A 24,828-nucleotide genomic window follows, 5' to 3' on the forward strand; every position below is an offset into this window, starting at 1 on the left:
ACCAATGTGGCCCTGATTCTCCTGTGCCAGTGTCTGCGGGGCCTAGCTTAACAGCAGATCCAGGTTCTTCATCTCCAGACCGGGCTGGAGGGCCAGGTTGATGCCGTAGGCGATGACCTTGGAGAGGTCGCCCACCTGGCTGTCGATGTCCTTGGGGGTGACCAGCAGCTCGCCCCCCCGGCCCAGGGGGGGCAGGTCGTCCCGGCCCAGCAGGTCGGCGGCCAGAGTGGCCCCGTAGACCACCGTGGGCACCCCCACCGCCAGCACCGGCACCCCCAGGGTCTTCTCATCCAGGGCAAAGCGGTGGTTGCCCACCCCGGAGCCCGGGACGATGCCGGTGTCAGAGATCTGCACCGTGCGGCACAGCCGCTCCAGGGACCGGGAGGCCAGGGCGTCCACCGCAATGACCCAGGCGGGTTTCAAACTGCGGCACACCGCCTGCACCAGCTCCCCGCTCTCCATCCCCGTGGTGCCCAGCACCCCGGCGGCCAGGGAGGCCACAGGCCGAAACGAGCCAAAGTGCTCCGGCACCCCCTCCACCAGGTGACGGGTGACCAGGGTGTACTCGTGGACCTTGGGGCCGATGGCGTCGGGGGTGATGGCCCGGTTCCCCAGCCCTACCACCAGGGCGCCGCCCTTCTCCCCCTCCGGTCCCATCAGCTCCCGCAGCACCCCGGCCACCGCCCGGGCGCCCCGGCCGAAGGCGTCCTCCTCCCGGCGCTGCAGGCTGTCCATGGTCAGCGTCACATAGGTGCCCGCCGGTTTGCCCAACGCCTGCTCCCCCCGCTCATCCAGGATGTGCACGGTCTCTGAGAGGAAGCCCTCCCGCTCCCCGGTCCGGGCCTGTACGCCCTCCAGCTGGCTGGTCTTCCCCGCCCGCTCCTGCCACAGTTCCCGGGCCTCCAGAGCCAGGTCGGTACGCCGCTGCTCCATGTTTCCCACTCCTTTTCCTTCCATATCTTGTGGTCTTGCCACATTTCTCTGCTAGCATTTGCGGCAGCGGAAATTTTATCCGATTTTCTCATTCTTTTTGAAAAAAAGTGTTGCATTTTCCGCCGGGATATGCTACAATACATATCCGCACAGGATTATTGTGCTAATTTTAACGATTAAAAATCGGAGGAGGTGTTTGGTTTGCCGAATATCAAGTCTGCCAAGAAGCGTGTGCTGGTTTCCCAGACCAAGGCCATGCAGAACAAGGCCGCGAAGTCCGCGCTGAAGACCGACATCAAGAAGTTTGAGGCCGCGGTGGCGGAAGGCAACCGCAGCGAGGCCGATGTTGCTTACAAGGTGGCTGTGAAGGCGGTGGACAAGGCTGCTGCTAAGGGGCTGCTGCACAAGAACAACGCTGCCAACAAGAAGAGCAGCATGACCATCAAGCTGAACAAGCTGGCCTAATTTTCTGCAAGAGGAAAGCCGTCTGCATCGCAGGCGGCTTTTTGCGTTTTTCTCGACCCCTTCCCCCTGGTTTTATCCCGCCCTTCTGCTATGCTGGGAGTATTGATTTGAGAGGAGGCCGACCCCATGTGGCGCGCACTGCTGGATAAAAAGCCGGTGGCCTTTGCCCTGGACTTAAAAGAAACCTATGACCGGGTGGGCGTGGCCCGGGCGGCGGCAGCCCTGTCCTATTTTCTCATCCTGACCCTGTTTCCCCTGCTCATGTGCGTCAACTTCTTCATCGGCCTGCTCCCCCTGGAGCCCGAGGACGTCTTTTTTGCCCTGGAGCCCCTGTTGCCCCAGGAGAGTCTGAACATCATTCTGGACTACCTCACCTACGTCTCCTCCATTCCTCAAAATCAGTCTACCCCCCTGCTGCTGGCCAGCCTGTTTACCATTCTGCTCTTCGCCTCTGCCGCCCTGCGCACCCTGTTTCAGACCATGGACGAGCTCTACGAGGTCCCCCGGGACAACAGCGTCAAGCGCCTGGTCCTCAGCGTGGTTCTCTCCCTGCTGTTCCTGCTGACCCTGTACCTGTCCATTATTGTGGTCTTTACCGGCGACTGGTTCTTCCAGGCTCTGGAGCGGACTCTGCCCCAAAAAATTTTGGAGCTTATCCCGCTGCACATGCTAGCCTCTTTTTGGACCCAGCTGCGCTATGTGCTGCTCTTTTGCTTTGTGCTGCTGCTGGTGCTGGCGGTGTACCGCCTGGGCACCCCCCGCGCCCTGCACGTCAAGGGCACCATCCGCCTCACCGCCCTGCTCTCCGCCCTGGCCATGGTGGCCTGCTCGGTGCTCTTCTCCTGGTTTATCGACATGTCCTCCCGCTATTCCCTGGTGTACGGCTCTTTGGCCTCCCTCATCATCCTGCTGGTGTGGCTCTACTTCTGCGGCAACATCCTGGTGATCGGCGCGGTGGTGGGCCAGGTATGGATCCGGGGCCGCTGGCGCGGGGATCCCATATAACAAACCATACTGCGGCTCGTCAAAAGGTTGTTTTTGGCGGGCCGCTTGCTCTTTCCTTCTTCCAGTTTTTGTGCTAAACTGAAAAACAACAATTCTTTACCACTTTACTCCCAGAAAGGCGGGATGTCTATGCACGAAAAATTGATCCGCCAGCTCTCCAGCCAGGTGGCCGACGCCCTGGCAGAACAGGAGCTGGCCTGCGCCCCCAACCGCCGCGCCGCTCTGACCCTGCTGAAGACCCCCGGCTGGGCCGAGGAGCTGGACCAGCTGCTTCCCATCCGCACCCGCCTGGAGTGTGATCAGGTGCTCCAGGTGTGCGCCCCCATCCTGGCCAAACTCTCCCCGGTGCCCGAGGACGGCTGGCTGTCCTTCTGCTACCGGTACATCCGCGCCTGTCTGTATCCCCAGGGCAACTTCGCCCCCGACGCCCAGGAACATGTGGAGGGCGCCCGGTTCTATCTGACTGTCCTCCAGGTTCTGCTGGACTACGAGCGGCAGGTGCTCCCCTTTGACCCCCTCATGGACTTTCAGTTCCTCACCCCCGAGGAGTATACCCCCTGCGACTGCGGCCGGGAGTATGCCAAGCTCCTGGAGTGCTACCGGAAGGAGTACGTCTATGAGCTCATGCGCTTAGGTCTGGAGGTCACCCCCTTCAAGACGCTGGGCCACATCGCCGGGGTCCACTACATCGCCATGGCGGTGGCCCGGGGATTGAAGCAGGCCGGGGTGGACATCGATCTGGCCCTCATTTCCGGCTCCGCCGCCGCCCACGACATCGGCAAGTTCGGCTGCCGCCCGGGAGAGCGGGTGCCCCACCTGCACTACTACTACACCGACCAGTGGCTGCTGGAGCGCCATCTGGACAACATCAGCCACATCGCCTCCAACCACTCCACCTGGGATCTGGAGCTGGAGTCCCTGTCGGTGGAGTCTCTGTGTCTCATCTACGCCGACTTCCGCTCCAAGCAGAGCCGGGATGCCGACGGCAACGAGATCACCGTCCTCTACCCCCTGGACGAGTCCTTCCAGGTCATCCTCTCCAAGCTGGAGAACGTGGACCCCTCCAAGCGGCGGCGGTATGAGTTCGTCTACGGCAAGCTCCACGATTTTGAGGACTACATGCGCGCCCTGGGCGTGGACGTGGACCTCACCGGCCAGCCCCAGCAGCCCCGCCCCCACAAGGACCCCTCCCTCATGGGACCGGGAGAGACGGTGGAGGGTCTGACCCTGCTGTCGGTGGGCCACAGCCTGCGCCTGATGCACATGCTCTCCAACGAGCGCAAGTTCGGCAACATCATCGAGGCCGCCCGCTCCACCAAGGACTGGAAGCAGCTGCGGGCCTACCTCAACGTGTTCCAGGAGTACTTCACCTACCTGTCGGTGCGCCAGAAAACTCAGGCGCTCTCCTTCCTCTACGAGCTGCTGGTTCACCGTGAGGGCGATATCCGCCGTCAGGCCGGCTCTCTGATCGGTCTGATCATCGCCCGCTTCCACCTGGTCTACCGCAAGGAGGTGCCGGCGGACGAGGAGAACGACCCCGCCGAGGAGGTCCCCTTCACCCTTTGGGAGCAGTACCTGGACACGCTCATCTACCCCGACCACAAGACCACCCAGCAGCAGCGCCACCACATCGGCTACACCCTGAAGCTGGTGCTGGAGTCCCTGCTGAAGTACGCCCGTCCCGGGGACGTGCCCCGGTTTGTGGGCGCCTTCCTGCGCTACTTCCACGACCCCCAGGAGAAGGACGCCGACACCGCCTTCACCCTGCTGGACGCAGCCTGGTATCTCCCCTCCAAGTACTATAACGACGAGGTGCGCCAGCTGCTCATCAACTTTGCGGCCTACTGGGTTGGGCAGAACGACCTGCGCCTCACGGTGGCCTCCCTCATGTTCCTGCGGGAAGCCGCCCGCAATCTCTCCCGCAGCAACCCCCAGATGGAGCAGATCGTCTCCATCGCCACCGGGGTCACCCAGAAAAGTCTGGCCGTCACCTTCCTGCAGTACCGCATTCTCCAGCGGGCCGGCAAAGACACCTCCGCCCACAAGCGGGCGCTCTACGACCAGGACATCACCAGCGAGGTCTTTTTGGACAACCTGAAGACCGCCACCCCCTGGGTAGTCAAGGTGGTGGGCGTGGAGCTGCTGCGGGACCAGGTGGAGCACGGCCTCCAGGAGCACATGCTCCACATCTGCACCCACTACTCCAACCTCATCAAGGTCTCTGAGCGGGTGGTAGTGCGCTGCAACGCCGGCGACGCTCTGGTGCATATCCTGCCCATGCTCCGCCGGGACCAGCGCAACGAGGTGGTGGTGGAGCTGGGCAAGGGCCTGGAGATGGGGCAGTACGAGATTTCCAAGTACATCCCCGAGTATCTGGGCCAGGCCGCCCTGTACCTCTACCCCAGCGAGCTGGACGAACAGGTGCTGTGGCTCAAGACCCTGCTGGGCTCCCCCAACGACTCCGCCGTCTCCGGCGCGCTGAACACCATCGGAGTGCTGCTCCAGCACTACCCCGCCTACCGGGGCCGCTTTGTAGAGTCCGCTCAGAACTATGAGTCCCGCCGCCAGGAGCTGCTGGGTCTCCTGCTCCAGGGACTGGCCCACTACCGTCCCCCGGTGCGCCAGGAGGCGCTGCTGGTCACCGGCAAGCTGCTGTTTGAGAGCAATGTCCTCTCCATGGACGAGAAGGCCCACCTGTTCTCCCTGAGCTACCGCAAACTCCTCTTCCTCATCCAGGAGGCTCCGGTGCAGGACGACGACATGACCTTCTTCTACCGCGCCGCCGCCCTGGCCCACATCAACCGCTTCATCGCCCTGTGGCGGCTGGACCACGGCCCCTTCTCCTTCACGGTGCCGAAGAAAGTGGCCTTCTTCCCCGGCACCTTTGACCCCTTCACCCTGTCCCACAAGGGCATTGTCCACGCCATCCGGGACCTGGGCTTTGAGGTCTATCTGGCGGTGGACGAGTTCTCCTGGTCCAAGAAGGCCCAGCCCCACCTCATTCGCCGGCAGATCGTCAACCTGTCGGTGGCAGGGGACTTCCACGTCCACCTCTTCCCCGACGACATCCCGGTGAACATCGCCAACCCCGCCGACCTCAAGCGGCTGCGCAATCTCTTCCCCGACCAGGAGGTCTATCTGGTGGTAGGCAGCGACGTGGTGGGCAACGCCTCCTGTTTCCAGGCCGCCCCCCGTCCCTGGTCCATCCACTCCATGAACCTCATTATCTTCCGCCGGGCTGGCCAGCCCCCCCTGCCCAGCACCGAGCAGCTGAATTTGAAGGGCGATGTCATCCAGCTTCAGCTGCCTCCCCACCTGGAGGATATCAGTTCCACCCGCATCCGGGAAAATGTGGACCTGAACCGTGACATCTCCAACCTCATTGACCCGGTCATCCAGGACTTTATCTATCAAAACGGCCTGTACCTCCGGGACAGCCAAAATAAGCCGGTGCTGGGTTCCGGCGACCTGACCTTCCAGTGGGTGGACGAGCCGGACGAGCTGCTCATCCAGGAGCTCACCGCCGGCCGGCCCGACCGGGACGCCCTGCGGGAGGGAATTCTCCGCGGCCGGGACCGTCTGATTCTGCTGCGCTCCAGCACCCAGAACCAGCTGCTGGGCTTCCTCAGCTTCCGCTACCTGTCGGCCTCCCAACTCTTTGGCGCCCTGCGGGATACGGAGCTTGCCAACCGCATCCGCCTGCGCTCGGCGGGCACCACGCTGATCATCACCTCTGCCATGGCCGACACCTCCGATCCCCTGAAGGACTATCTCCAGCTTCTCTTCACCGAGGTGCTGGCCAAGGCGCTGGCCGACGACTGCATTTACGGCGTCTATCGCCCCTGCGGCGCTCTGCCTGACCCGGTCCTGGAGGACACCCTGGCCCGCCAGGGCTTCCTGCGCCGGGAGGGAGACACCCCCATCTGGGAGGTGGACATGAGCGCCCCCACCGTACTCATCCAGAATCTGGAGACCACCATTCAGGACCCCCTCAACCGCAACCCCAAGGTGCTCTCCGCCATCCAGCGTGGACACCGGCGGCTGCAGATGGCCCTGACCAAGCTCTACCCCCGGTTCCTGGTGCTCACCTTGTCCTCGGATATTATCCACCAGCGGCTGCTGGAGATGATCACCACCTACAACGAGGTACCCTCCGTCCCCACCACCCCCCGGAAATTGGGGAAAAACATGTGCGTTCCCTACGGAAAAATGCTCCGCGGCAAGATCGTACCCAATACCGTGACCAAAACAATCCACACAGACAAGGTATTTACCCCCGATCTCAGCCAGAGCACCATGGAGGCCTTCCCCCACTACGCCCCCATTCCCTGCCAGATCCGCACCATCAAGTCCTTCAACCGTCCGGTCATTCTGGTGGACGATATCATGCACCCTGGCTTCCGCATCAAGGCGCTGGACCCCATCCTCCGCAAGGAGGAGGTAGACATCCGCATGGTGCTGGTAGGTCTGCTCTCCGGCCACGGCCGAGACTTGATGGACGCTCAGGGCCGCCCGGTAGACAGCGTATACTACCTGCCCCGGCTGCGGGAGTGGTTTGTGGAATCCACCCTGTACCCCTTCATCGGCGGCAACACGGTGCGCCGTCCCACCTCTCCGGTGCCCGGCATGCTCCCCGGCATCAACCATATCCTGCCCTACGCCTCCCCCACCTTCCGCAGCGAGTACAGTGAGGACGCCGTGTTTGAGCTGTCCCGCTGCTGTCTGGAGTCGGCCCGGGACGTGATTTCCACCCTGGAACAGGAATACCGCATTCTCTATGGGCGCAACCTGACTCTGAACCGCCTGCCCGAGGCTATCATCCTGCCCCTGTGTCCCGACAAGGGCACCTGTCTCCACTATGATCCCAATCTGGCCGCGTCGGTGTATCTGGAGAACGATTTGGAGCAGCTATTGCGCACGCATTAAAACGTGTTCTTTCCGGCGATGGAAAGAACCAAAGATCGCCAGGGGACGCCTTCGGGGAACACTTCGCCTACGGCGGTGTTCCCAGGCGGCTTTCCCCCGGTCCCCCTATTACGGGGGCGGGCCACTTTGGTTTGTTCGTAATTTCCGGCGGGCAAAATCAAGATCTGTTTCCCTTCTCCACTCAGCCCACAGGGGCCTTTTGCCATCAAAATTTGACAGCATCTGGCTTCTAACGTACACCGCCTGGTGCATCCATTCCTGTTGGGTGCGGCGGTGGTCGGATAGACCAGCTGCCACGGCTTTGCCAGAGTAGGCGGTGTCCGTACAGCGCAGATATTTTAAATTTTTACCCGGTAGGGGCCTGTGCCCCCGAGGCAAGAAGGACCAGACGGTCTTGTCTTTGCCCGCCGGACGAAATTGCCAAGAAAACTGGAGGGCGTCCCTCGTAACTGGGGGTCTGGGGGAGAGGTGACTATGAACACCCGCTTTGGGCGAGGTGTTCATCGGAGCCGTCCCCCAGCGATTCTTTGGTGACTTTCTGATCGCTCAGAAAGTCACATCGCCCCGTTGCCCGCAGGGCAGAACCCCAAAATCTCACAACTAGGAGTAATACTATGTTTTATTATTACGAAAAGGACGGAAAAATCCTGGCCTCCGACCGTTCCGACCTGCCCTACACCCCCGGCACGCCCCGCGCCGGAGAGCCCATCTACTACCTGGTGGAGGGTGACCCCATCCTGGGCCGCGGCTCCTTTAAGGTGAACGCTCCCGGTCAGCTTCTGGCCCCCCACAGCCTGGAGGTGCTGGACTCAAGCCGCCTGCCCCAGCTGGAGCTGGACGCGCCCCTCTCCGCGGCTCTGGATGCGGGACAGCTCACCGCCGTGAACACCGCTCGCTTAGGCTGGGAGTCCATCCTCACCGCCGCTCCCAACACGGGCAAAAAGCGTGTCCACATCCTGGCCATCGGCGACGTGGGCTCCACCCTGCTCACCGGCTTGAAGCTGCTGGGCGGGGACGTAATCTCCACCATCGGCATCTGCGACCTCTCCGACCAGATTACTGCCCGGTGGGAGTTTGAGATGGGGCAAATTAACCTCCCCTGGGACTACAACGCCTTCCCCGATGTGGAGGTGGTGAAGCCCGAAAACCTCTTTGACTGCGACGTATTTGTCTTTGTGGCCTCCAAGGGCATCCCGCCGGTAGGCTCTCAGGTAAAGGACGTGCGCATGGCCCAGTTTGAGAACAACGCCGCCATCGTCAAGACCTACGCCCGCATGGCCCGGAAGGCCAACTTCCAGGGTCTGTGGTGCGCCGTGTCCGACCCGGTGGATCCCCTGGCCAAGACCGCCTATCTGGAGAGCAACAAGGACGAGGATGGCAACTGGGACGGCCGTGGGTTGCGGCCTGAGCAGGTCCAGGGCTACGGCCTTGGCGTCATGAACGCCCGGGCGGCCTACTTTGCCAAGAGGGACGAGAAGCTCTCCTCCTTCCTCACCGAGGGCCGCTCCTTCGGCCCCCACGGCACCGGCCTGTTTATCGCCAACTCCATCGAGAACTACAACGAGGATATTTCCCAGGAACTGACCCACAAGACGGTCACCGCCAACCTGGTCATGCGGGAAATCGGCTTTAAGCCCTATGTGGCTCCCGCCCTGTCCTCCGGCGCCCTGTCCATCCTGCTCACCCTGCGGGGCGAGTGGCACTGCGGCTCCGTCTTCCTGGACGGCATTTTCATGGGCTGCAAGAACCGCTACACCCCCGCCGGCGTGGAGACCGAGCTGCTGCCCCACATCCCCGATCCCCTGTTTGCCCACATTCAGGAGGCCGCTGACCATTTGAAGACCATCCTGTAATCTCCCCCGCAATTCTACTTTTCTCAGAAGGTGAGTGTATGTCCCTGACTGTACTCTATCCCACCCTCCCCAACACGGCGGACCAGACCCGGCTGGACCGGGTGCTGGACCGTGCTCTGGCAGGCCGGGAGGTCCGGCTCGTCCGCCGGGCCGAAGACCTCTCTCAGCTCCAGGGGGAGCGTATCCTGTTTGCCCTGTCGCTGGACGAGGCCGGACAAAATTTTGAGTATTACCGGATGCTCGCCCGGCTGCGCCGGGAGCCGGAGCTGCTTGAGGGCTGCACCGGCGGTCTCGTTGTAGACGGCCCCGGAGAACTCTACACCAAGTCCACGGCGGCGGAGCTGGCTCTGGCCATGAACCGTGCCGGGTGCGCCCTGCTGGGCCGCCCCCTGGTGGAGGCCACCGGCTCACTGGCCAACTTTCGCATCCAGGCCAAAAATCTGGGCACTGACCTGGCGGGAGCCTATGAGGCCGCGGTAGCGGACACTGCCCAGCGGCTGGAGCACGAGGTCTTTGCCCGCCATGTTCGGCCCAAGCTGCTGGTGCTCCACGCTTCCAGCCACCACACCTCCAACACCATGGCCCTGTGGAGCGCCCTGCACCAGCGCCTGGGAGAGAACTGGGATGTGACCGAGATCGGTCTGCGCAACGGCACCCTGTCCGACTGCGCCGGCTGCCCCTACACCATGTGTCTCCACTTCGGCGAGCGGGGCGGCTGCTTCTATGGCGGCGTGATGCAGGAGGAGGTCTACCCCGCCGTGCGCTCTGCCGACGCGCTGCTCCTTCTGTGCCCCAACTATAATGACGCTCTCTCCGCCAACCTCACCGCCTGCATTAACCGCCTCACCGCTCTCTTCCGGCAGACCCGCTTTTACCACAAGGCGGTCTTTGCCCTGGTGGTGTCGGGCTACTCAGGCTGTGACACGGTGGCCCGGCAGGTCATCTCCGCCATGAACATGAACAAATCCTTCTATCTGCCTCCCCGCTTTGCCCTCATGGCCACTGCCAACGATCCCGGCGAGGCTATGGCTGCCCCGGATATCGACCAGCGGCTGGATCAATTTGCAGAAACTATGCGCCGAGCTTTAGTGCAGGAATAAGTACAACAAAAGGACCTCTATCCCACAGGGATAGAGGTCCTTTTGTCAAAGCTGGTCGGGCAGCAGGGTGACCGGGTCCAGGGCGGCACCCTCCTTGGTCATCTCCAGGTGCAGGTGGGGCTCCATGGCGCTCTCGGCAATGGCGGTATCGCCCACCGCGCCGATCTCCGCGCCGGTATCCACCGTATCACCCACCGCCACCAGGGGGTCGGCGGCCAGGTTGGAGTAGGTGCTGATCACCCCGTCCGGGTGCTCGATCACCACGGTGACTCCCATCATGGGATCCTCATACACCTCGCTCACCGTACCTTCTCCGGCGGCCCAGACCTTGCGCCCCACCTCTGCGGCGATGTCTACCCCCGCGTGGGTGCGCCAGTCTCCCATGGTCTGGTCATAGGACAGGGTCTCCACGGCAAAGCCCCGCAGCAGTTCCCCCTTCACCGGCCAGGTGTACACCACGTCCCGGGTGGTCTGGTCCTGGGCCTGGGTCTGAGGCAGGGCCTCGGGGTCATCCTTCTCCTCCTGGACGGCGGACTGCTTTTCCGGAGTCTTTTCCTCAGGCGTCTGAGCCTTGGGCGGCGTCTGGGCGCTGCTGTCAGGCAGTACCACGGTGGGGTTGCCGGTTACGGCCTGATCGTCGATTTCGCCGCTCCCGCTGACAGAGCGGATCAAATAATAGCCCGAAATTCCCATTGCGGCCACGCACAGGAAAAGGACGATGTAAAATCCTTTCCCCAGCAGAAAGTCCCCCAGCTTTTTCCATCGATTTTGGTTCAAGGAAACCACCTCCGAAGCCTATTGTGGACAGACTTCTGCCAGCATATACCTGGGGGACAAAACTTTTTCTTCCATAGACGGCGTGCCGGAAGCTGTGGTATACTTTCCAAAACGAATCCCAACACAGAAGAAAGGGTTTTATCATGTATCGAAGCATTACACTGCCCAACGGCGCCCGCATTCTCACCCAGCGCATCCCCGGTGTGCGCTCCGCCGCCCTGGGCTTTTTTGTGGGAGCGGGCTCTCGCCACGAGCTGGCCTCGGAGAACGGCGCCGCCCACTTCATTGAGCATATGTCCTTCAAGGGCACCGCGACCCGCTCCGCCGGAGACCTGGCCCGGGAGATGGACGCCATCGGCGGCCAGGTAAACGCCTACACCACCAAGGAGCACACCTGCTACTACGCCCGCTGTCTGGACAGCCACCTGGACCGGGCGGTTGATCTGCTGTGCGACATGCTCTTTGCCTCCCGCTTTGACCAGCGGGACGTGGAGGTGGAGCGGGGCGTCATTCTGGAGGAGATCGGCATGTATGAGGACACCCCCGAGGACCTGTGCGCCGAGCGGCTGTCCATGGCGGTGTACAAGGGCGACTCCCTGGGCCGGCCCATTCTGGGCCGGGCTTCCACCCTGGAGAAGATGACGGGCGAGTGGCTGCGCCAGTGGCAGCAGGAGCACTACCGTCCCCAGGCCATGGTGGTTTCTCTGGCGGGCAGCTTCACCCAGCAGCATGTGGACGCCCTTGTGGAGCGTCTGTCCGCCCTGCCCCAAGGCCCCACTTCCCCCAGCCGTCAGGCCTACTACCGCAGCGCCGTCACCGTGCGGAAAAAGGCCATTGAGCAAAACCATCTCATTCTGGCCTTCCCCGGCCTGTCCTACCTGGACGAGCGGCGCTATCAGCTGCTGCTGCTCAACTCCATTTTGGGCGGCGGCTGCTCCTCCCGGCTGTTCCAGCAGCTGCGGGAGCAGCGGGGTCTGTGCTACTCCGTGTACTCCTACGTCTCCGACCACGCCGACACCGGCTTTCTGGGTATCTACACCGGCCTGAGCCGGGAGCAGGAGGAGCCCGCCCTGGAGACGGTGCGCGCCATCGTCTCCCAGCTGGCGGACCAAGGTCCCTCCCAGGAGGAGCTGGACCGCGCCCGGGAGCAGGCCAAGGCCAACATTCTCATGGGGCTGGAGTCGGTCCAGGCCCGGATGAGCCACCTGGGCAGTTCCATGCTGCTCTATGGCCGGGTGCGGGAGCCTGAGGAGCTGCTGGCGGCCTACGACCAGGTCACCCGGGAGGATCTGCGCACTCTCAGCCAGGAGATCTTCACCTTCCCCCGGGCCTCCCTGTCCGCGGTGGGCCGGGTGCGCTCCGGCGAAGAGTACGCCAACTGGCTGGAACACGGCACCTTTTAACCTGTCATATGCAAAACAAGGCCGCCCAGATGGGCGGCCTTGTTCGTTATAAGCGGTCTCCGGCGGTCAGGCGGCCCTGGATGAGGCGGCTGACCGTCTGGGCCAGGAAGGACACTCCAGGCAGGCGCACCACCTCCCGGCCGTAGATCTGCCGGGCGGCGGGCAGTTCCCGCTCCCCACCGGTGAAGATGCACACCACCTCCACCCCCTTCTTCCGCAGAGCCGCCGCCTCCTGGGCGGCATCCTTCACCCCCAGCACCCCGCTGTAATCCCGGTTTCCGTGGAGCAGGCTGTTGCTGGGGATTTTTTGGTCGTCATTGGGGCTGGCGTCGGAGAGGACGATGAGCAGCCGTCGGCCTTCCTCCTTGTTCCGGTCCAACAGCCAGCCCATGGCCCGCAAGGCCAGGCCGTCCCGGTTCCATCCGGCAGCGGCATAATCAAAGATCTTCTCGTCCGTTTCCTTATCCTGGTAGTCCTGATAGACACGCAGTACCGTGCAGCCGCTGACGCTGCAAAAGGAGCTCACCCGTACCGGGATCTGGCATCGGCCCAGGCTGGCTGCGATAAGGTAGGCCTGGGCGGCCAGCTTCTCCTGCTGGCCGTTCTGGGAGGCCGAGCCGTCCAGCAGCAGGTCCACCCACAGTTCCCCCGGCTCCCGGGTCTGGCGGCGGGCAAAGATCTGCTCCTCCCCCAGGGCCGCGCCCCGCCAGGCTGTCTGAGGCCGAAGGCGGCCCCACCGGCTGGGGCTGTCGTCCTCCTCCCGCTGGAGCAGGAGGGTATTCTCCAGCGCCTGGGACAGTCTGGCCATAGCCAGGCGGTACTGGCCCTTGTGTTCTTCAAAATAGGCGCGGTTTTTCCGCCGCTGGCGCTCAAACAGGGCCCGCTCCCGGGCACAGGCCCCCTTTACCGTGCGAGAGATGGGCTCCCCCTTGGTGAAGTGAAGGCGGCAGTTCCGGTGGTCTCCGGTGCACAGCTCCTGCTCCGCCTGGGCCAGCTCTCCCGGGGAGAGCAGACTGGCCCCGAAGCACCCCTCCACATAGTCCCGAAGCACCCGCTCCCGGGTCTTGGTCTGCCAGAAGGGACTCAGCCGCTTTTTCCCCAGCAGACCGCCTCCCTGACCCTTGCTCTCTCCCGGGCCGCTGAGCCGCCGCAGGGCGTCTCCCCGATTCCGGCCGGGCTGCCAGGCGGCAAAAAAGCTGCGGTCCACCCGGCTGCTGCCCAGCTGGTCCAACGTGCTGCGCCGGGGACGGCGGTACCACCGGTACAGCAGGTCCTCCACCCCCTGGCGCACCTGATCCCCGCTCCAGGTTTGAGGAAATTCCAGTTGGTCCAGCACAGCCTTCTCCCGGGAGCTCTCCCGGTGGGGCTGGTCCAAAGCCCGTGCCCACCAGCACCCCCGCAGGCTCTCCCCCTCATTCCGGTCCTGGGGCGCGGGAAGCCGGGCCAAAGCCTGAGCAGCGTAGTCCCGGCGCAGCGCTTGGAGAGCGGGGCGCGCCTCCTGCCACCGCAGGGCGAGACATCGCTCCAGCCCCATCCACAGCAAGTCGCTGTACAGCGCTCCCCGGGCGCTGCCCTCAAAGGAGCGCAGCAGGGGCTCCAGAGTCTCCTGCCACCCCTCCCGCTGGGCCAGGCCCACAATGGTGTTCAGGTACACCGGCGCCCGGCCATCCGGCCCTATGGCCCGGTACCAGGGGTGCAGTTGGTACTCCCCCGCTCCGTTCCACACCTGGTTGTCCGCCCGGCGCGCCTCCATCTCCCGGCGGTCCATCTCAGTCCTCCATCAGCTGGCCCCGGCCCGCTTCCCGGGGGATACGGGCGGCGATCACATCGGCGGCCAGCTGCCGCTCGTAGGGGTCAAAGGCCTTGTTCACCAGCCCCAGCTCCAGAGCCTGCCCGGCGGTGAGGCCATGCTCGATAAGCCGCAGAGCGGCCAGCAGTCCACGCAGATCCAGGGTGCGGGTGGAGATTTCCCCGCTCTGGCACTTGTCCCGCAGGTCCTGGAACAGGGCGGCAAACTGCCCCACCCCCTTGCTTTTTAGGTGAGGGAAGGCCCGGCGCAGCAGCTTTTCCAGGTCCTCCTGGGCGATCACCGGCATATCCACCACCGCAAAGCGGGACACCAGGGCCTCGTTGAGCTCCCGGGTGCCGGCGTAGCCGTAGTTCATGGTGCCGATAAACCGGGCGGCATCGTCCAGAGGGACAGGGCGGTAGCCCGGCACGTCAAGGACCCGGCGGAAATCCAGGGCGGCGTGGAGCACGGCCAGGGCCTCATTTTTGGCCATATTTACCTCGTCCAGTACGCCAAAGCCCCCCAGGCGGGCACACTGGCACACCGGTCCCTCCCGGAACACCACCTCGCCCTCCTTCAGTGTGTCCGCCCCGATGAGGGAAGCCGCGTCGATATTCACATACATAGACATGTTCCACACGGGACGCCCAAAGGCGGCGGCCAGATTTTCCGCCAGTACGTTTTTTCCCGTGGCCTTTGGGCCGGAGAGGAGCAGGTTTTCCCCGCACAGCAGAGCGGTGGCCGCGGCCTGCCATACCTCCCGGCCGTAGTACAGCAGCTTGGGCCGGATGAGCCGTCCCTGTGCCTCCTGGGGCACCGGGTGCTCCGCCCGAAAGGCCCGAATGGCCTCCAGCAGCCCCCGGTCTATCCCCTCCTGTTCCAGTTCCTCAAAGAGCTCCATGCTCCTCGCCTCCTGATTTGCTCTTCGTGATCTCCCGCACATGGAGGACCGGCTCTTCCACCGTAAAGCGTACCTCCAGCCCTCCGAAGGCCATGCCGTACACCCGCTCCGGGTCGTGCTGATAGGTGGGGCGTGGGTCCTGGGCCAGCACGCCGATCAGCGCCTCCCGCAGTTCCTCCGGCACCTGAGCGAGCAGTTCCGGGGGGATATCCACCTCCAGGGTGGCCTCCTTGGGCGCGCTGGCAAAGCCTCCCACCGCCTGAGGACGGCAGTCGGCGTAGGGGATATAGGGCTTGATATCATAGATGGGACTGCCATCCATCAGATCGGCCCCGGTGACATGGATCACCGGCCCCTGAGGGGTGTGCAGCTCCACCCCTTCCAGCCCCACGCAGCTCAGCCCGATGGGATTGGGACGGAAGGGAGAGCGGGTGGCAAAGACCCCCATGCGGGTATTGCCCCCCAGACGAGGCGGGCGCACCGTGGGCGACCAGTCCTTGCGCACCGCCTGGGAAAACTGCCAGATAAGCCACAGGTGGGAAAATCCCTCCAGCCCCCGCAGGGCATCGGGATTGCGGTACTCCGGCTCAAAGACAATGGTGGCTTTCAGCTCCTCCACCAGACCGCTCTGCCGGGGGATACCAAACTTGGTGGGAAAGTCGCTGTGGATGCGGGCGATAATATGTAAGGCACTCTGTTCTGCCATGGTAAACTCCTTTTCTATTCACAGGCCGGGACGGTTTTCCCGCCTCGGGCGTTTGATCTGCTTTCATTGTACCGAGTCTCTTCTGGGATTGCAAGGACTACCAGGCGGCCATTCCCCACCGGCCGGACGCCCGTTTGGACGCAGACACCAGGCCCAACGCCGTCTTCTCTGGTGCTGACAGATACCCGCTGATGTGCTATTCTTTTAGTTAGATTTAAAGTTTTTGCGGTATGCTGAACATCATAGACTTCTTACCATCTGGAAGGAGGCGCGTAAAGATGCGCATTCTGCTTGCTGAGGATGAACGCTCCCTGTCCCGGGCGGTCATTGCCCTACTGGAAAAAAACAATTACTCCGCCGATGCGGTTTATGACGGCCAGGAGGCCCTGGAGTACCTGGAGGCGGGAAACTACGACGCCCTCATCCTGGATCTGATGATGCCGAAAATGGATGGACTGACGGTGCTGCGCACCCTGCGGGAGCAGGGCAACCCCATTCCGGTGCTGATCCTCACTGCCAAATCCGAGGTGGACGACAAGGTGCTGGGGCTGGACACCGGCGCCAACGACTACCTCACCAAGCCCTTCTCCACCCAGGAACTCATGGCCCGCAGCCGCGCCATGACCCGCAGCCAGACCGGAGGACAGGTTACCAGCCGTCTCACCTTCGGCAACATCACCCTGGATCAGGCCACCTTTGAGCTCTCCTCCCCTGCGGGCAGCTTCCGCCTGGCCAACAAGGAGTTTCAGATGATGGAGATGCTGATGCGCAATCCCAGGCAGATCATCCCCACCGAGCGCTTTCTGGAGCGGATCTGGGGCTATGACAGTGAGGTAGAACTGAGCGTGGTGTGGGTGTACATCTCCTACCTGCGTAAAAAGCTCTCTGCCCTGCGCTCCAACATCCAGATCAAGGTCACCCGGAACGCAGGCTATTCTTTGGAGGGACCGGTATGATCAAAAAGCTGCGGGCCAAGCTCATTCTGGCCTGTATGTTCTCTCTGGCTGTGGTGCTGCTGGTCATTCTGGGCGGCGTCAATCTGATGAGCTATCAGAAAGTGGTCTCCGATGCCGACACCGTGCTGTCTCTGCTGGCGGCCAATGACGGCGCATTTCCCAAGCTTCGCGCTCCCCAGGAGGAAAAGGACGAGGGCTACTTTGCCCCCTTTGGCACACCGGGAGACAAACGGGATCTGTTCAACCAGCGGATCATGTCTCCCGAAACCCCCTACGAGTCCCGTTTCTTCTCCGTTTTGCTGGGGGAGGACGGTCAGGCGGTAGAGACGGATACAGGACAGATCGCCGCCGTGGACGCAGAGCAAGCCACCGACTACGCCCAAAAAGCAGCCGCGTCCGGAAAGACCTCCGGATTTTTGGATGACTACCGCTTTCTGGTCCAGAATGAGTCCGGAGGCATACGGGTCATTTTTCTGGACTGCGGCCGCAGTCTCTCCTCCTTCCGCACCACCCTGCTGGCCAGCGTATCTCTGGCTGTGCTGGGGCTGGCAGCGGTGCTGTTCTTGCTGCTGATTCTGTCCCGGCGTATTGTGCGCCCCATGGCAGAGAGCTATGAGAAGCAGCGCCAGTTCATTACCGACGCAGGCCACGAGCTGAAAACTCCCATGACCATCATCAGCGCAGACGCCGATCTGGCCGAGATGGAGTGCGGAGAAAACCAGTGGCTTACCGATATCCGCCGCCAGGCCCAGCGTCTGACCGCCTTGACCAACGACCTCATCTACCTCTCCCGCATGGAGGAGGAGCAGCCCAAACTGCAGTATATCGACTTTCCCATCTCCGACGTGGTGGAGGAGATGGCCCAGTCCTTTGCCGCTCCCGCCCGCAGCCAGGACAAGGACTTTCAGGTACAGGTGCAGCCCATGCTCTCCTTTAAGGGGGATGAAAAGGGAATCCGCCAGCTGGTCTCCATTCTGCTGGATAACGCCCTAAAATATTCTCCTTCCGGCGGACAGCTGGCGCTGCGCCTGGAAAAGCAGGGGCGCAATCTGCTGCTTACCGTATCCAACACCTGTGCTCAGCCCATGGAGCAGGACAAGCTCCCCCATCTGTTTGACCGCTTCTACCGCACCGACCAGTCCCGCAACAGTCAAAGCGGCGGCTACGGTCTGGGGCTGTCCATTGCAAAGAGTATCGTCTCGGCCCACAAGGGCAAAATTCGGGCCGAGAGCCACGACGGAACACAGCTGAGTATACAGGTTACATTGGCCGCCGGATAAGGCACAAAGCCGCGCTGCGTTTTTCTGACCTTAAAGAAACCGGCATGGGACGGAAAGTAATTCTTTCCGTCCCATGCCGGTTTTTACGTTGCGTTCTCCTGGCGGCTGCGGCACTCGGGGCACAGATACATCAGCTTCAGGTCGTAGGCCAGAATGGGCACATCCACCTGGGTCTGTAACCGCTGGGTCAAATCCCCCAGATCGATATCCACCAGCTTGCCGCAGCCCTGGCACACCAGGTGGTCATGCCGCTGGATGCGGTCATACCGGTCGGGCATCCCCTCGATGGACACCTTGCGGATGCGTCCCTCCTCCCACAGGCGGTTGAGGTTATTGTACACCGTGGCCAGGGCCACCTTGGGATAGACCTGCCGCAGGGCGTGAAAGACCTGCTCCGCCGTCATGTGGCTGCGGGAGGTCTCGATCAGTTCCAGCATGGTTTTTGCGTATTTTGTCATGGTATCGTTCCCTTAATTAGAATCATTTTAATTCCAATTGTGTCCTTTTTTACAAGGAAGTCAAGTGGAAGTTCCTCCTCCCCATACGCAGACGGCGCGCCGGACAGGATGTTTCTCTGTCCGGCGCGCCGGTTTCTTGGATTGGGTTCCCAGGCCGCTCAGGGGCGTCCCAGGCGCATTTTAAAGTCCTGATAACCAAATTGGGTCAGCCTGGTGAGATTTCCCGCCCGGTCCAGCCGCCAGAGATCGGGCAGCGGCATGCCGTTGAAGGTGTTGTTTTTGCAGGTGGTGTAGATAGCCATGTCCCCAAAGAGGACCAGGTCGCCCACCTTGAGTTCTTCCGCAAAGGTGTAGTCCCCCACCACGTCGCCCGCCAGGCAGGTGGGACCGGCCAGACGGAAGGGATGCCCCTCCCCCGGCTGGGTGTCGGCCCCCAGAATGGGAGGCTGGTAGGGCATCTCCAGCACATCGGGCATGTGGCAGGCGGCACTGGCGTCCAGAATGGCGATTTGGGTGCCGCTGTTTTCCACAATGTCCAGCACCCGGCTGACAAAATAGCCCGCGTTCAGGGCCACCGCCTCTCCCGGCTCCAAATAGACGGTGACACCCCAGGACTGCTGGGCGTGACGGATGCAATCCTCCAGGGTGGCAAGGTCATAGTCGGGGCGGGTGATGTGGTGCCCGCCCCCCATGTTGAGCCATTTCATTTGGGGCAGAATGTCCCCAAACTTCTCCTCGACTGCATGAAGGGTAGTTTTCAGATCGTCGGAGTTCTGCTCGCACAGGGTGTGGAAGTGAAGGCCGTCCAGCAGCTCCAGGGTGGCCTCGTCCATCTCCTTGTCCCACACGTCCCGGGTCACTCCCATGCGGCTGCCGGGGGCGCAGGGGTCATAGATGGCGTGGCCCTCCTGGGTGGAGCACTGGGGGTTGATGCGCAACCCCAGGCTCTTGCCCGCCTTCTTTCCCTTGAGGCCGAAGGCTTTCAGCTGATGGATGGAGTTGAAGACAATGTGGTCTGCGTATTGCAAGAGCTCCTCAAACTCGTCGGAGCGGTAGGCCCCGCAGAAGACATGAACCTCACCCTGGGGCATCTCCTCCTTGCCCAGCCGGGCCTCATAGAGGCCGCTGGCCTCGGTGCCCGCCAGATAGGGGGCCAGGAGGGGATAAAAGTCGTAGTTGGAAAAAGCCTTCTGGGCCAGCAGCACTTTGCACCCGGTACGCTCTGCCAGGGCGGCGAGCACCTGGCCGTTTTCCCGCAGCCGCTCCTGGTCGATCACATAGGCAGGGGTGGGAAGAGAAGCAAACAGGGCTTGGGGGGCGTAGTTTCCAAGGCCCGCAAACTGGGGATCTTGTAAGGTCTTATATCCCATCAGTCTACCAGCACGGGGTTGTGGTTCTCGCTGCGGGGCAGGCCGTACTTGTCCAGGGCGTCCAGGAAGGGATCGGGATCAAACTCCTCCACGGTGTGTACGCCCTTCTCGGTCCACTTGCCGGTGAGCAGCATGAGAGCGCCGCACATAGCGGGCACGCCGGTGGTGTAGCTGATGGCCTGGCTGGCCACCTCCTTGTAGCACTCCTGGTGGTCGCACACGTTGTAGATGTAGTAGGTCTTGTCCTTGCCGTCCTTCTTACCGGTGAAAATGCAGCCGATGTTGGTCTTGCCGTGGGTGCGGGGACCCAGGCTGGCGGGGTCGGGCAGCAGGGCCTTGAGGAACTTGATGGGCACGATCTGCCGGCCCTCAAACTCGATGGGGGTGGTGGACAGCATACCCACGTTCTCCAGACACTTCATGTGGGTGAGGTAGCTCTGGCCGAAGGTCATGAAGAAGCGGATGCGCTTCACTTCGGGGATGTTCTCGGCCAGGGACTCGATCTCCTCGTGATGGAGCAGGTACATGTCCTTCATGCCCACCTGGTCAAAATCATACTCCCGCTTGATGCTCATGGGGGGGATCTCCACCCAGTGGCCGTCCTCCCAGTAGGAACCGGGGGCAGACACCTCCCGCAGGTTCACCTCGGGGTTGAAGTTGGTGGCGAAGGGGTAGCCGTGGTCGCCGCCGTTGCAGTCCAGAATGTCAATGGTGTCGATGGTATCAAACTCGTGCTTCTTGGCGTAGGCGCAGTAGGCCTGGGTCACGCCCGGGTCAAAGCCGCAGCCCAGCAGGGCGGTGAGGCCGGCCTTCTCAAACTTCTCCCGGTAGGCCCACTGCCAGGTGTAGTCGAAGTAGGCAGAGAATCCCTTCTCCTTGCAGCGCTTCTCATAGGCTGCCTTCCACTCGGGCTCCTCAATGTCCTCGGGCTCGTAGTTGGCGGTGTCCATGTAGTTGACGCCGCACTCCAGGCAGGCGTCCATGATGGTCAGGTCCTGGTAGGGCAGGGCGATGTTCATCACCAGGTCGGGCTGGTAGCTCTTGATGAGGGCAACCACTTCCTCCACCTTGTCGGCGTCCACCTGGGCGGTGGTGATCTTGGTGGCGGTCTTGCCGGCCAGCTCGGCGGCCAGGGCGTCACACTTGGACTTGGTGCGGCTGGCGATGCACAGCTCGGTAAAGACCTCGCTGACCTGGCAGCACTTGCGGATGGCTACGTTGGCCACGCCGCCGCAGCCGATGACTAATACTCTGCTCATAGTTTATTCTCCTTTATCGTAAAAATTGGTTTTTCCCCTTTTGCTTTTCGTTATTTGGACAGGGCCAGCAGCAGCTCCCGCAGCACCTTGCAGGCGGTGGCGGTGGACACGCCGCTCTGGTCCAGCATGGGGGCCAGTTCGTTCACATCCGCTCCCACCACGTTGGTCTTAGCCACCAGCTGGATGGCCTCCAGCAGCTGGGGGAAGGTGACGCCCCCCGCCTCGGGGGTACCGGTGCCGGGGAAGACAGAGGGGTCCAGGCAGTCCAAATCGATGGTGAAGTACACCGGCGTGCCGCTGAGAGCCAGCCACCGGGTCAGCTCCTCCAGGCCCTGGAAATCGAAGGGGTGCAGGTCGGTGTGGACCTTGGCAAAGCGGAACTCCTCCCGGTCGCCGCTGCGGATGCAGAACTGGTGGATGCGCTCATCCCCCACCAGCTCGTGGCAGCGGCGGATGACGCAGGCGTGGCTGAGCTTGGCGCCCAGGTAGTCGTCCCGCAGGTCGGCGTGGGCGTCAAAGTGGATGACGTGGACATCGGGGTAGCGCCGCTGGACCGCCCGGAAGCTGCCCAGAGTCACCAGGTGCTCGCCGCCCAGCAGCAGGGGCAGCTTGCCCGCGGCCAGGATATCCTCCGCCCGGGTCTCAATGTCCAGAAGGGCCAGCTCCGCGCTGCCAAAGCACAGCTCCAGGTCGCCGCTGTCGAAGATACGGCAGTCGGTGAGGTCCTTGTCCTGGTAGGGGCTGTAGGTCTCCAGGCCGAAGCTCTCGTGGCGCATGGCGGAAGAGCCGAAACGGGCGCCGGGCCGGAAGCTGGTGGTGGAGTCAAAGGGGGCGCCGAAGAGGACAATGTTCGCCTCTTCAAAGCTGCTATCGCAGCCGATAAAGGTCTCAATATTCGGGTTCATTACTCTACTTCCTCCAACATCTCCTCCAGAAACGCGGGCAGGAAGAAGGCTCCCGCGTGGAGGCGGACGGTATAATACTTGGTTTTCAAATGCAGCTTGAGCCACTTCTCCCGGTCGAAGTCATCGATGGGGTGGTACTTCTTGCTGGCAAAGCCAAACAGCCAGTAGCCGGCGGCATAGGTGGGGATGTGGGCCTGGTAGACCCGGCTGATGGGGAACGTGTTGACGATGCGCTTGTGGCTGCGCTGCATGGCCTGGGCGTCGTGGCGGTAGAAGGGGCTGCCCTGCTGGTTGACCATAATTCCATCGTCCTTCAGGGCGTTGTAGCAGATGCCGTAAAACTCCCGGGTGAAGTAGCCCTCGGACGGGCCGAAGGGGTCGGTGGAGTCCACGATGATGAGGTCGTACTGGGCCTTGCGGCGGCGGATGAAACGCAGGGCGTTGTCAAAGTAGATGTGCACCCGCTTGTCGTCCAGACGGCAGGCGTTTTCCGGCAGGTACTGGCGGCAGGCATTGACCACCTGCTCGTCCATCTCCACCAGGTCGATGGACTGGATGCACTCGTACCGGGCCAGCTCCTTCACCACGCCGCCGTCTCCCGCGCCGATGACCAGCACGTCCTGGACATTGGGGTGGACGGCCATGGGCACGTGGGTGATCATCTCGTCGTAGATGAACTCGTCCCGCTCGGTAAGCATCACGTTGCCGTCCAGGGTCAGCACCTTGCCGAACTCCGGGGTGTCGTAGATGTCGATCTGCTGGTAGTCGCTCTTCTTGGAGTAGAGGTGCCGGTTGACCCGCAGGCTGTGCTTGACGTCAGGGGTATGAAATTCACTAAACCACAGTTCCATCAGCCCACCTCCTGGGTCAGAATGTTGATGTGCTCAATGTCCGGGTCCTCGGGGCCGGTCATGGAACAGCCCTTGGCCTTGGCGTACTGGATGTACTCCAGAATTTCCTTGGTAATACGCTCGCCGGGAGCCAGGATGGGGATGCCCGGGGGATAGCACATGACAAACTCGCTGCACACCTTGCCTACGCTGTCCTCCAGGGGGACGCTCTCCTTGTCGGCGTAGAAGGCCTCCTGGGGGCTGGTGACCACCTCGGGGTCGATGTACTCCTGATTCATCAGGCCGCTGCTGTCGGTCTGGTAGCGGCGGCGGATCTCCGCCAGGGCGCTCACCAGCCGCTCCAGCTCCTGGTACCGGTCGCCGATGGACAGGTAGGCCAGGATGTTGCCGATGTCGCCAAACTCAATTTGGATGTCATACTCGTCCCGCAGGAGGTCATAGACCTCGATGCCCGCCAGGCCGATGTCCCGGGTGTGGACGGAGAGTTTGGTGGGGTCAAAGTCGAAGATGGAGTCCCCGTTCACCAGCTCCCGGCCGAAGGCGTAGTAGCCGCCCACGGCGTTGATTTCCTCCCGGGCATACTCCGCCATGGCCACCACCTGGCGGAACACCTGCTTGCCCCGCAGGGCCAGGTTCCGGCGGCTGATGTCCAGACTGGACATGAGCAGATAGCTGCCGGAGGTGGTCTGGGTCAGGTTGATGATCTTGCGCACGTGGCCCTCCTGGATGGACGGACCGGTGAGCAGCAGGCTGGACTGGGTGAGGCTACCGCCGCTTTTGTGCATGGACACCGCCGCCATATCAGCTCCGGCATCCATGGCGGAGACCGGCATATTTTCGCCGAAGTAGAAGTGGGTGCCGTGGGCCTCGTCGGCCAGGCAGTACATCCCCGCCTCGTGGGCCATCTTCACAATGGAGCGCAGGTCGGAACAGATGCCGTAGTAGGTGGGGTTGTTCACCAGCACCGCCACTGCGTCCGGGTTCTCCCGGATGGCCTTGGCCACCTGCTCCCGCTTCATACCCAGGGAGATGCCCAGGCGGTGGTCCACCTCCGGGTTTACATACACGGGAATGGCGCCGCACAGCACCAGGGCATTGATAACGCTGCGGTGGACGTTGCGGGGCATGATGATCTTGTCCCCCCGCTTGCATACCGACAGCACCATGGTCTGTACCGAGCTGGTGGTGCCGCCCACCATCAAAAAGGCGTGGGCAGCCCCGAAGGCGTCGGCGGCCAGCTCCTCCGCCTGTCGGATGACGGAGATGGGGTGACACAGGTTGTCCAGGGGCTTCATGCTGTTTACGTCAATGCTGACGCACTGCTCCCCCAAAAACTCCGTCAGCTCCGGGTTGCCCCGGCCCCGCTTGTGGCCGGGCACGTCGAAGGGCACCACCCGCATCTGCCGAAAAGTCTGCAGGGCCTCATAGATGGGGGCCCGGTTTTGATCCAGAATACGTTCCTTTTCCATTGGCCAACACCTCACCAAAACAAAAAAACACAAGCTGTATTTGTACAGCTTGTGTTTGAATCAGCAGATATGCCCGCCCTGCCCTCTCCAGGATTTTACAATTTTCCCGCCGGAACGGGGACTTCGGGTGCGGAAGGGTTTGGGGAATATGATTCTGGTACTGAGAGTCTATATAGCAACAAGATACTTTTACTACTCTTATTGACCGTTTCACAAGTCTGCGCAAATACGCATTTCGGTTATAAAGTAACCAACTTATAAAATTTGAGCTTTTAACTCAATCAATAAGGCGGTATACCCGCCAATCGGCAGTGGACCCGGCTGTCCGTATGGCCTTAACTCCCGCAGGAGTGGTCCCAGTATGCTTGGCCAGATAAACTCCAGTCAAATTATTTTCTTTATACCATGAAAACAGACCGCTG

General features: G+C 62.3%; 20 protein-coding genes. 9 read left to right on the top strand and 11 right to left on the bottom strand.

Going from position 1 to position 24,828, the window contains the following annotated elements; translation table 11 throughout:
- Positions 1 to 42 precede the first annotated feature (42 nt).
- The gene (gene gpr, locus ACEVJL_RS01590; protein WP_374736662.1) at positions 43 to 933 is read right to left on the bottom strand and encodes a GPR endopeptidase; all 891 of its coding nucleotides are present in this window, start codon (positions 931 to 933) and stop codon (positions 43 to 45) included.
- A 201-nt stretch (positions 934 to 1,134) separates the two neighbouring features.
- Here gpr and rpsT point away from each other — a divergent pair, with 201 nt between their 5' ends.
- The 5 genes from rpsT (at position 1,135) to ACEVJL_RS01615 (ending at position 10,282) form a co-directional block, all read left to right on the top strand.
- A complete protein-coding gene (gene rpsT, locus ACEVJL_RS01595; protein ID WP_020989770.1) occupies positions 1,135 to 1,398 on the top strand; it encodes a 30S ribosomal protein S20 in 264 nt (87 codons plus the stop codon).
- A 126-nt stretch (positions 1,399 to 1,524) separates the two neighbouring features.
- Positions 1,525 to 2,403 carry a YihY/virulence factor BrkB family protein gene (locus ACEVJL_RS01600; protein WP_235398765.1) on the top strand — a complete coding sequence of 293 codons (879 nt, stop codon included), beginning with the start codon at positions 1,525 to 1,527 and terminating at the stop codon, positions 2,401 to 2,403.
- A gap of 129 nt (positions 2,404 to 2,532) precedes the next feature.
- Positions 2,533 to 7,329 carry a cytidyltransferase-related domain protein gene (locus tag ACEVJL_RS01605; RefSeq protein WP_374736663.1) on the top strand — a complete coding sequence of 1,599 codons (4,797 nt, stop codon included), beginning with the start codon at positions 2,533 to 2,535 and terminating at the stop codon, positions 7,327 to 7,329.
- 614 nt (positions 7,330 to 7,943) lie between these two features.
- Positions 7,944 to 9,182 carry a lactate dehydrogenase gene (locus tag ACEVJL_RS01610; protein ID WP_374736664.1) on the top strand — a complete coding sequence of 413 codons (1,239 nt, stop codon included), beginning with the start codon at positions 7,944 to 7,946 and terminating at the stop codon, positions 9,180 to 9,182.
- Between the two features lie 38 nt (positions 9,183 to 9,220).
- Positions 9,221 to 10,282, top strand: a complete 1,062-nt coding sequence (locus ACEVJL_RS01615; protein ID WP_374736665.1) for a flavodoxin family protein — start codon at positions 9,221 to 9,223, stop codon at positions 10,280 to 10,282.
- 45 nt (positions 10,283 to 10,327) lie between these two features.
- On the opposite strand, the gene ACEVJL_RS01620 is transcribed toward ACEVJL_RS01615, so the two are convergent.
- A complete protein-coding gene (locus tag ACEVJL_RS01620) occupies positions 10,328 to 11,059 on the bottom strand; it encodes a peptidoglycan DD-metalloendopeptidase family protein (protein WP_374736666.1) in 732 nt (243 codons plus the stop codon).
- Between the two features lie 143 nt (positions 11,060 to 11,202).
- On the opposite strand from ACEVJL_RS01620, the gene ACEVJL_RS01625 reads away from it, so the two are divergent.
- The gene (locus ACEVJL_RS01625) at positions 11,203 to 12,462 is read left to right on the top strand and encodes a M16 family metallopeptidase (RefSeq protein ID WP_374736667.1); all 1,260 of its coding nucleotides are present in this window, start codon (positions 11,203 to 11,205) and stop codon (positions 12,460 to 12,462) included.
- A 46-nt stretch (positions 12,463 to 12,508) separates the two neighbouring features.
- On the opposite strand, the gene ACEVJL_RS01630 is transcribed toward ACEVJL_RS01625, so the two are convergent.
- From ACEVJL_RS01630 to tsaA, 3 genes are read right to left on the bottom strand one after another with little or no spacing between them, the layout of a single operon-like run.
- Positions 12,509 to 14,230, bottom strand: coding sequence for a vWA domain-containing protein (locus ACEVJL_RS01630; protein WP_374736668.1), 1,722 nt, complete (start codon positions 14,228 to 14,230; stop codon positions 12,509 to 12,511).
- 1 nt (position 14,231) lies between these two features.
- The gene (locus tag ACEVJL_RS01635; protein ID WP_374736669.1) at positions 14,232 to 15,152 is read right to left on the bottom strand and encodes an AAA family ATPase; all 921 of its coding nucleotides are present in this window, start codon (positions 15,150 to 15,152) and stop codon (positions 14,232 to 14,234) included.
- Positions 15,139 to 15,858, bottom strand: a complete 720-nt coding sequence (gene tsaA, locus ACEVJL_RS01640) for a tRNA (N6-threonylcarbamoyladenosine(37)-N6)-methyltransferase TrmO (RefSeq protein ID WP_008982660.1) — start codon at positions 15,856 to 15,858, stop codon at positions 15,139 to 15,141. Before tsaA ends, ACEVJL_RS01635 begins: the two co-directional genes overlap by 14 nt.
- A gap of 278 nt (positions 15,859 to 16,136) precedes the next feature.
- Between tsaA and ACEVJL_RS01645 the strand changes: the two genes are divergently transcribed.
- Positions 16,137 to 16,814: a response regulator transcription factor gene (locus ACEVJL_RS01645; protein WP_374736670.1), complete on the top strand. Its 678-nt coding sequence runs from the start codon at positions 16,137 to 16,139 to the stop codon at positions 16,812 to 16,814.
- Positions 16,811 to 18,094: a sensor histidine kinase gene (locus ACEVJL_RS01650; protein WP_374736671.1), complete on the top strand. Its 1,284-nt coding sequence runs from the start codon at positions 16,811 to 16,813 to the stop codon at positions 18,092 to 18,094. The genes ACEVJL_RS01645 and ACEVJL_RS01650 overlap by 4 nt, the downstream gene beginning before the upstream one ends.
- A gap of 83 nt (positions 18,095 to 18,177) precedes the next feature.
- On the opposite strand, the gene ACEVJL_RS01655 is transcribed toward ACEVJL_RS01650, so the two are convergent.
- The 6 genes from ACEVJL_RS01655 to ACEVJL_RS01680 form a co-directional block, all read right to left on the bottom strand.
- Complete coding sequence (locus ACEVJL_RS01655; RefSeq protein WP_374736672.1) at positions 18,178 to 18,552, bottom strand: Fur family transcriptional regulator; 375 nt, start codon at positions 18,550 to 18,552, stop codon at positions 18,178 to 18,180.
- Positions 18,553 to 18,710: 158 nt separating this feature from the next.
- Positions 18,711 to 19,922, bottom strand: a complete 1,212-nt coding sequence (gene nspC / locus ACEVJL_RS01660) for a carboxynorspermidine decarboxylase (protein ID WP_374736673.1) — start codon at positions 19,920 to 19,922, stop codon at positions 18,711 to 18,713.
- Positions 19,922 to 21,181, bottom strand: coding sequence for a saccharopine dehydrogenase family protein (locus ACEVJL_RS01665; protein ID WP_374736674.1), 1,260 nt, complete (start codon positions 21,179 to 21,181; stop codon positions 19,922 to 19,924). The genes nspC and ACEVJL_RS01665 overlap by 1 nt, the downstream gene beginning before the upstream one ends.
- 50 nt (positions 21,182 to 21,231) lie before the next feature.
- Positions 21,232 to 22,086 (bottom strand): agmatinase, encoded by an 855-nt coding sequence (gene speB, locus ACEVJL_RS01670; protein ID WP_374736675.1) that lies wholly within the window; start codon positions 22,084 to 22,086, stop codon positions 21,232 to 21,234.
- Positions 22,086 to 22,937 (bottom strand): polyamine aminopropyltransferase, encoded by an 852-nt coding sequence (speE, locus tag ACEVJL_RS01675; protein ID WP_008982669.1) that lies wholly within the window; start codon positions 22,935 to 22,937, stop codon positions 22,086 to 22,088. The genes speB and speE overlap by 1 nt, the downstream gene beginning before the upstream one ends.
- Positions 22,937 to 24,406 carry an aminotransferase class I/II-fold pyridoxal phosphate-dependent enzyme gene (locus ACEVJL_RS01680; protein ID WP_020989763.1) on the bottom strand — a complete coding sequence of 490 codons (1,470 nt, stop codon included), beginning with the start codon at positions 24,404 to 24,406 and terminating at the stop codon, positions 22,937 to 22,939. Before ACEVJL_RS01680 ends, speE begins: the two co-directional genes overlap by 1 nt.
- Here ACEVJL_RS01680 and ACEVJL_RS01685 point away from each other — a divergent pair.
- On the top strand, positions 24,380 to 24,667 hold the full coding sequence (locus ACEVJL_RS01685; RefSeq protein ID WP_374736676.1) for a hypothetical protein: 288 nt from the start codon (positions 24,380 to 24,382) through the stop codon (positions 24,665 to 24,667). The genes ACEVJL_RS01680 and ACEVJL_RS01685 overlap by 27 nt on opposite strands.
- Positions 24,668 to 24,828: the final 161 nt, after the last annotated feature.

The organism is Flintibacter porci (assembly GCF_041925195.1).
GTDB lineage: Bacteria > Bacillota > Clostridia > Oscillospirales > Oscillospiraceae > Lawsonibacter > Lawsonibacter porci.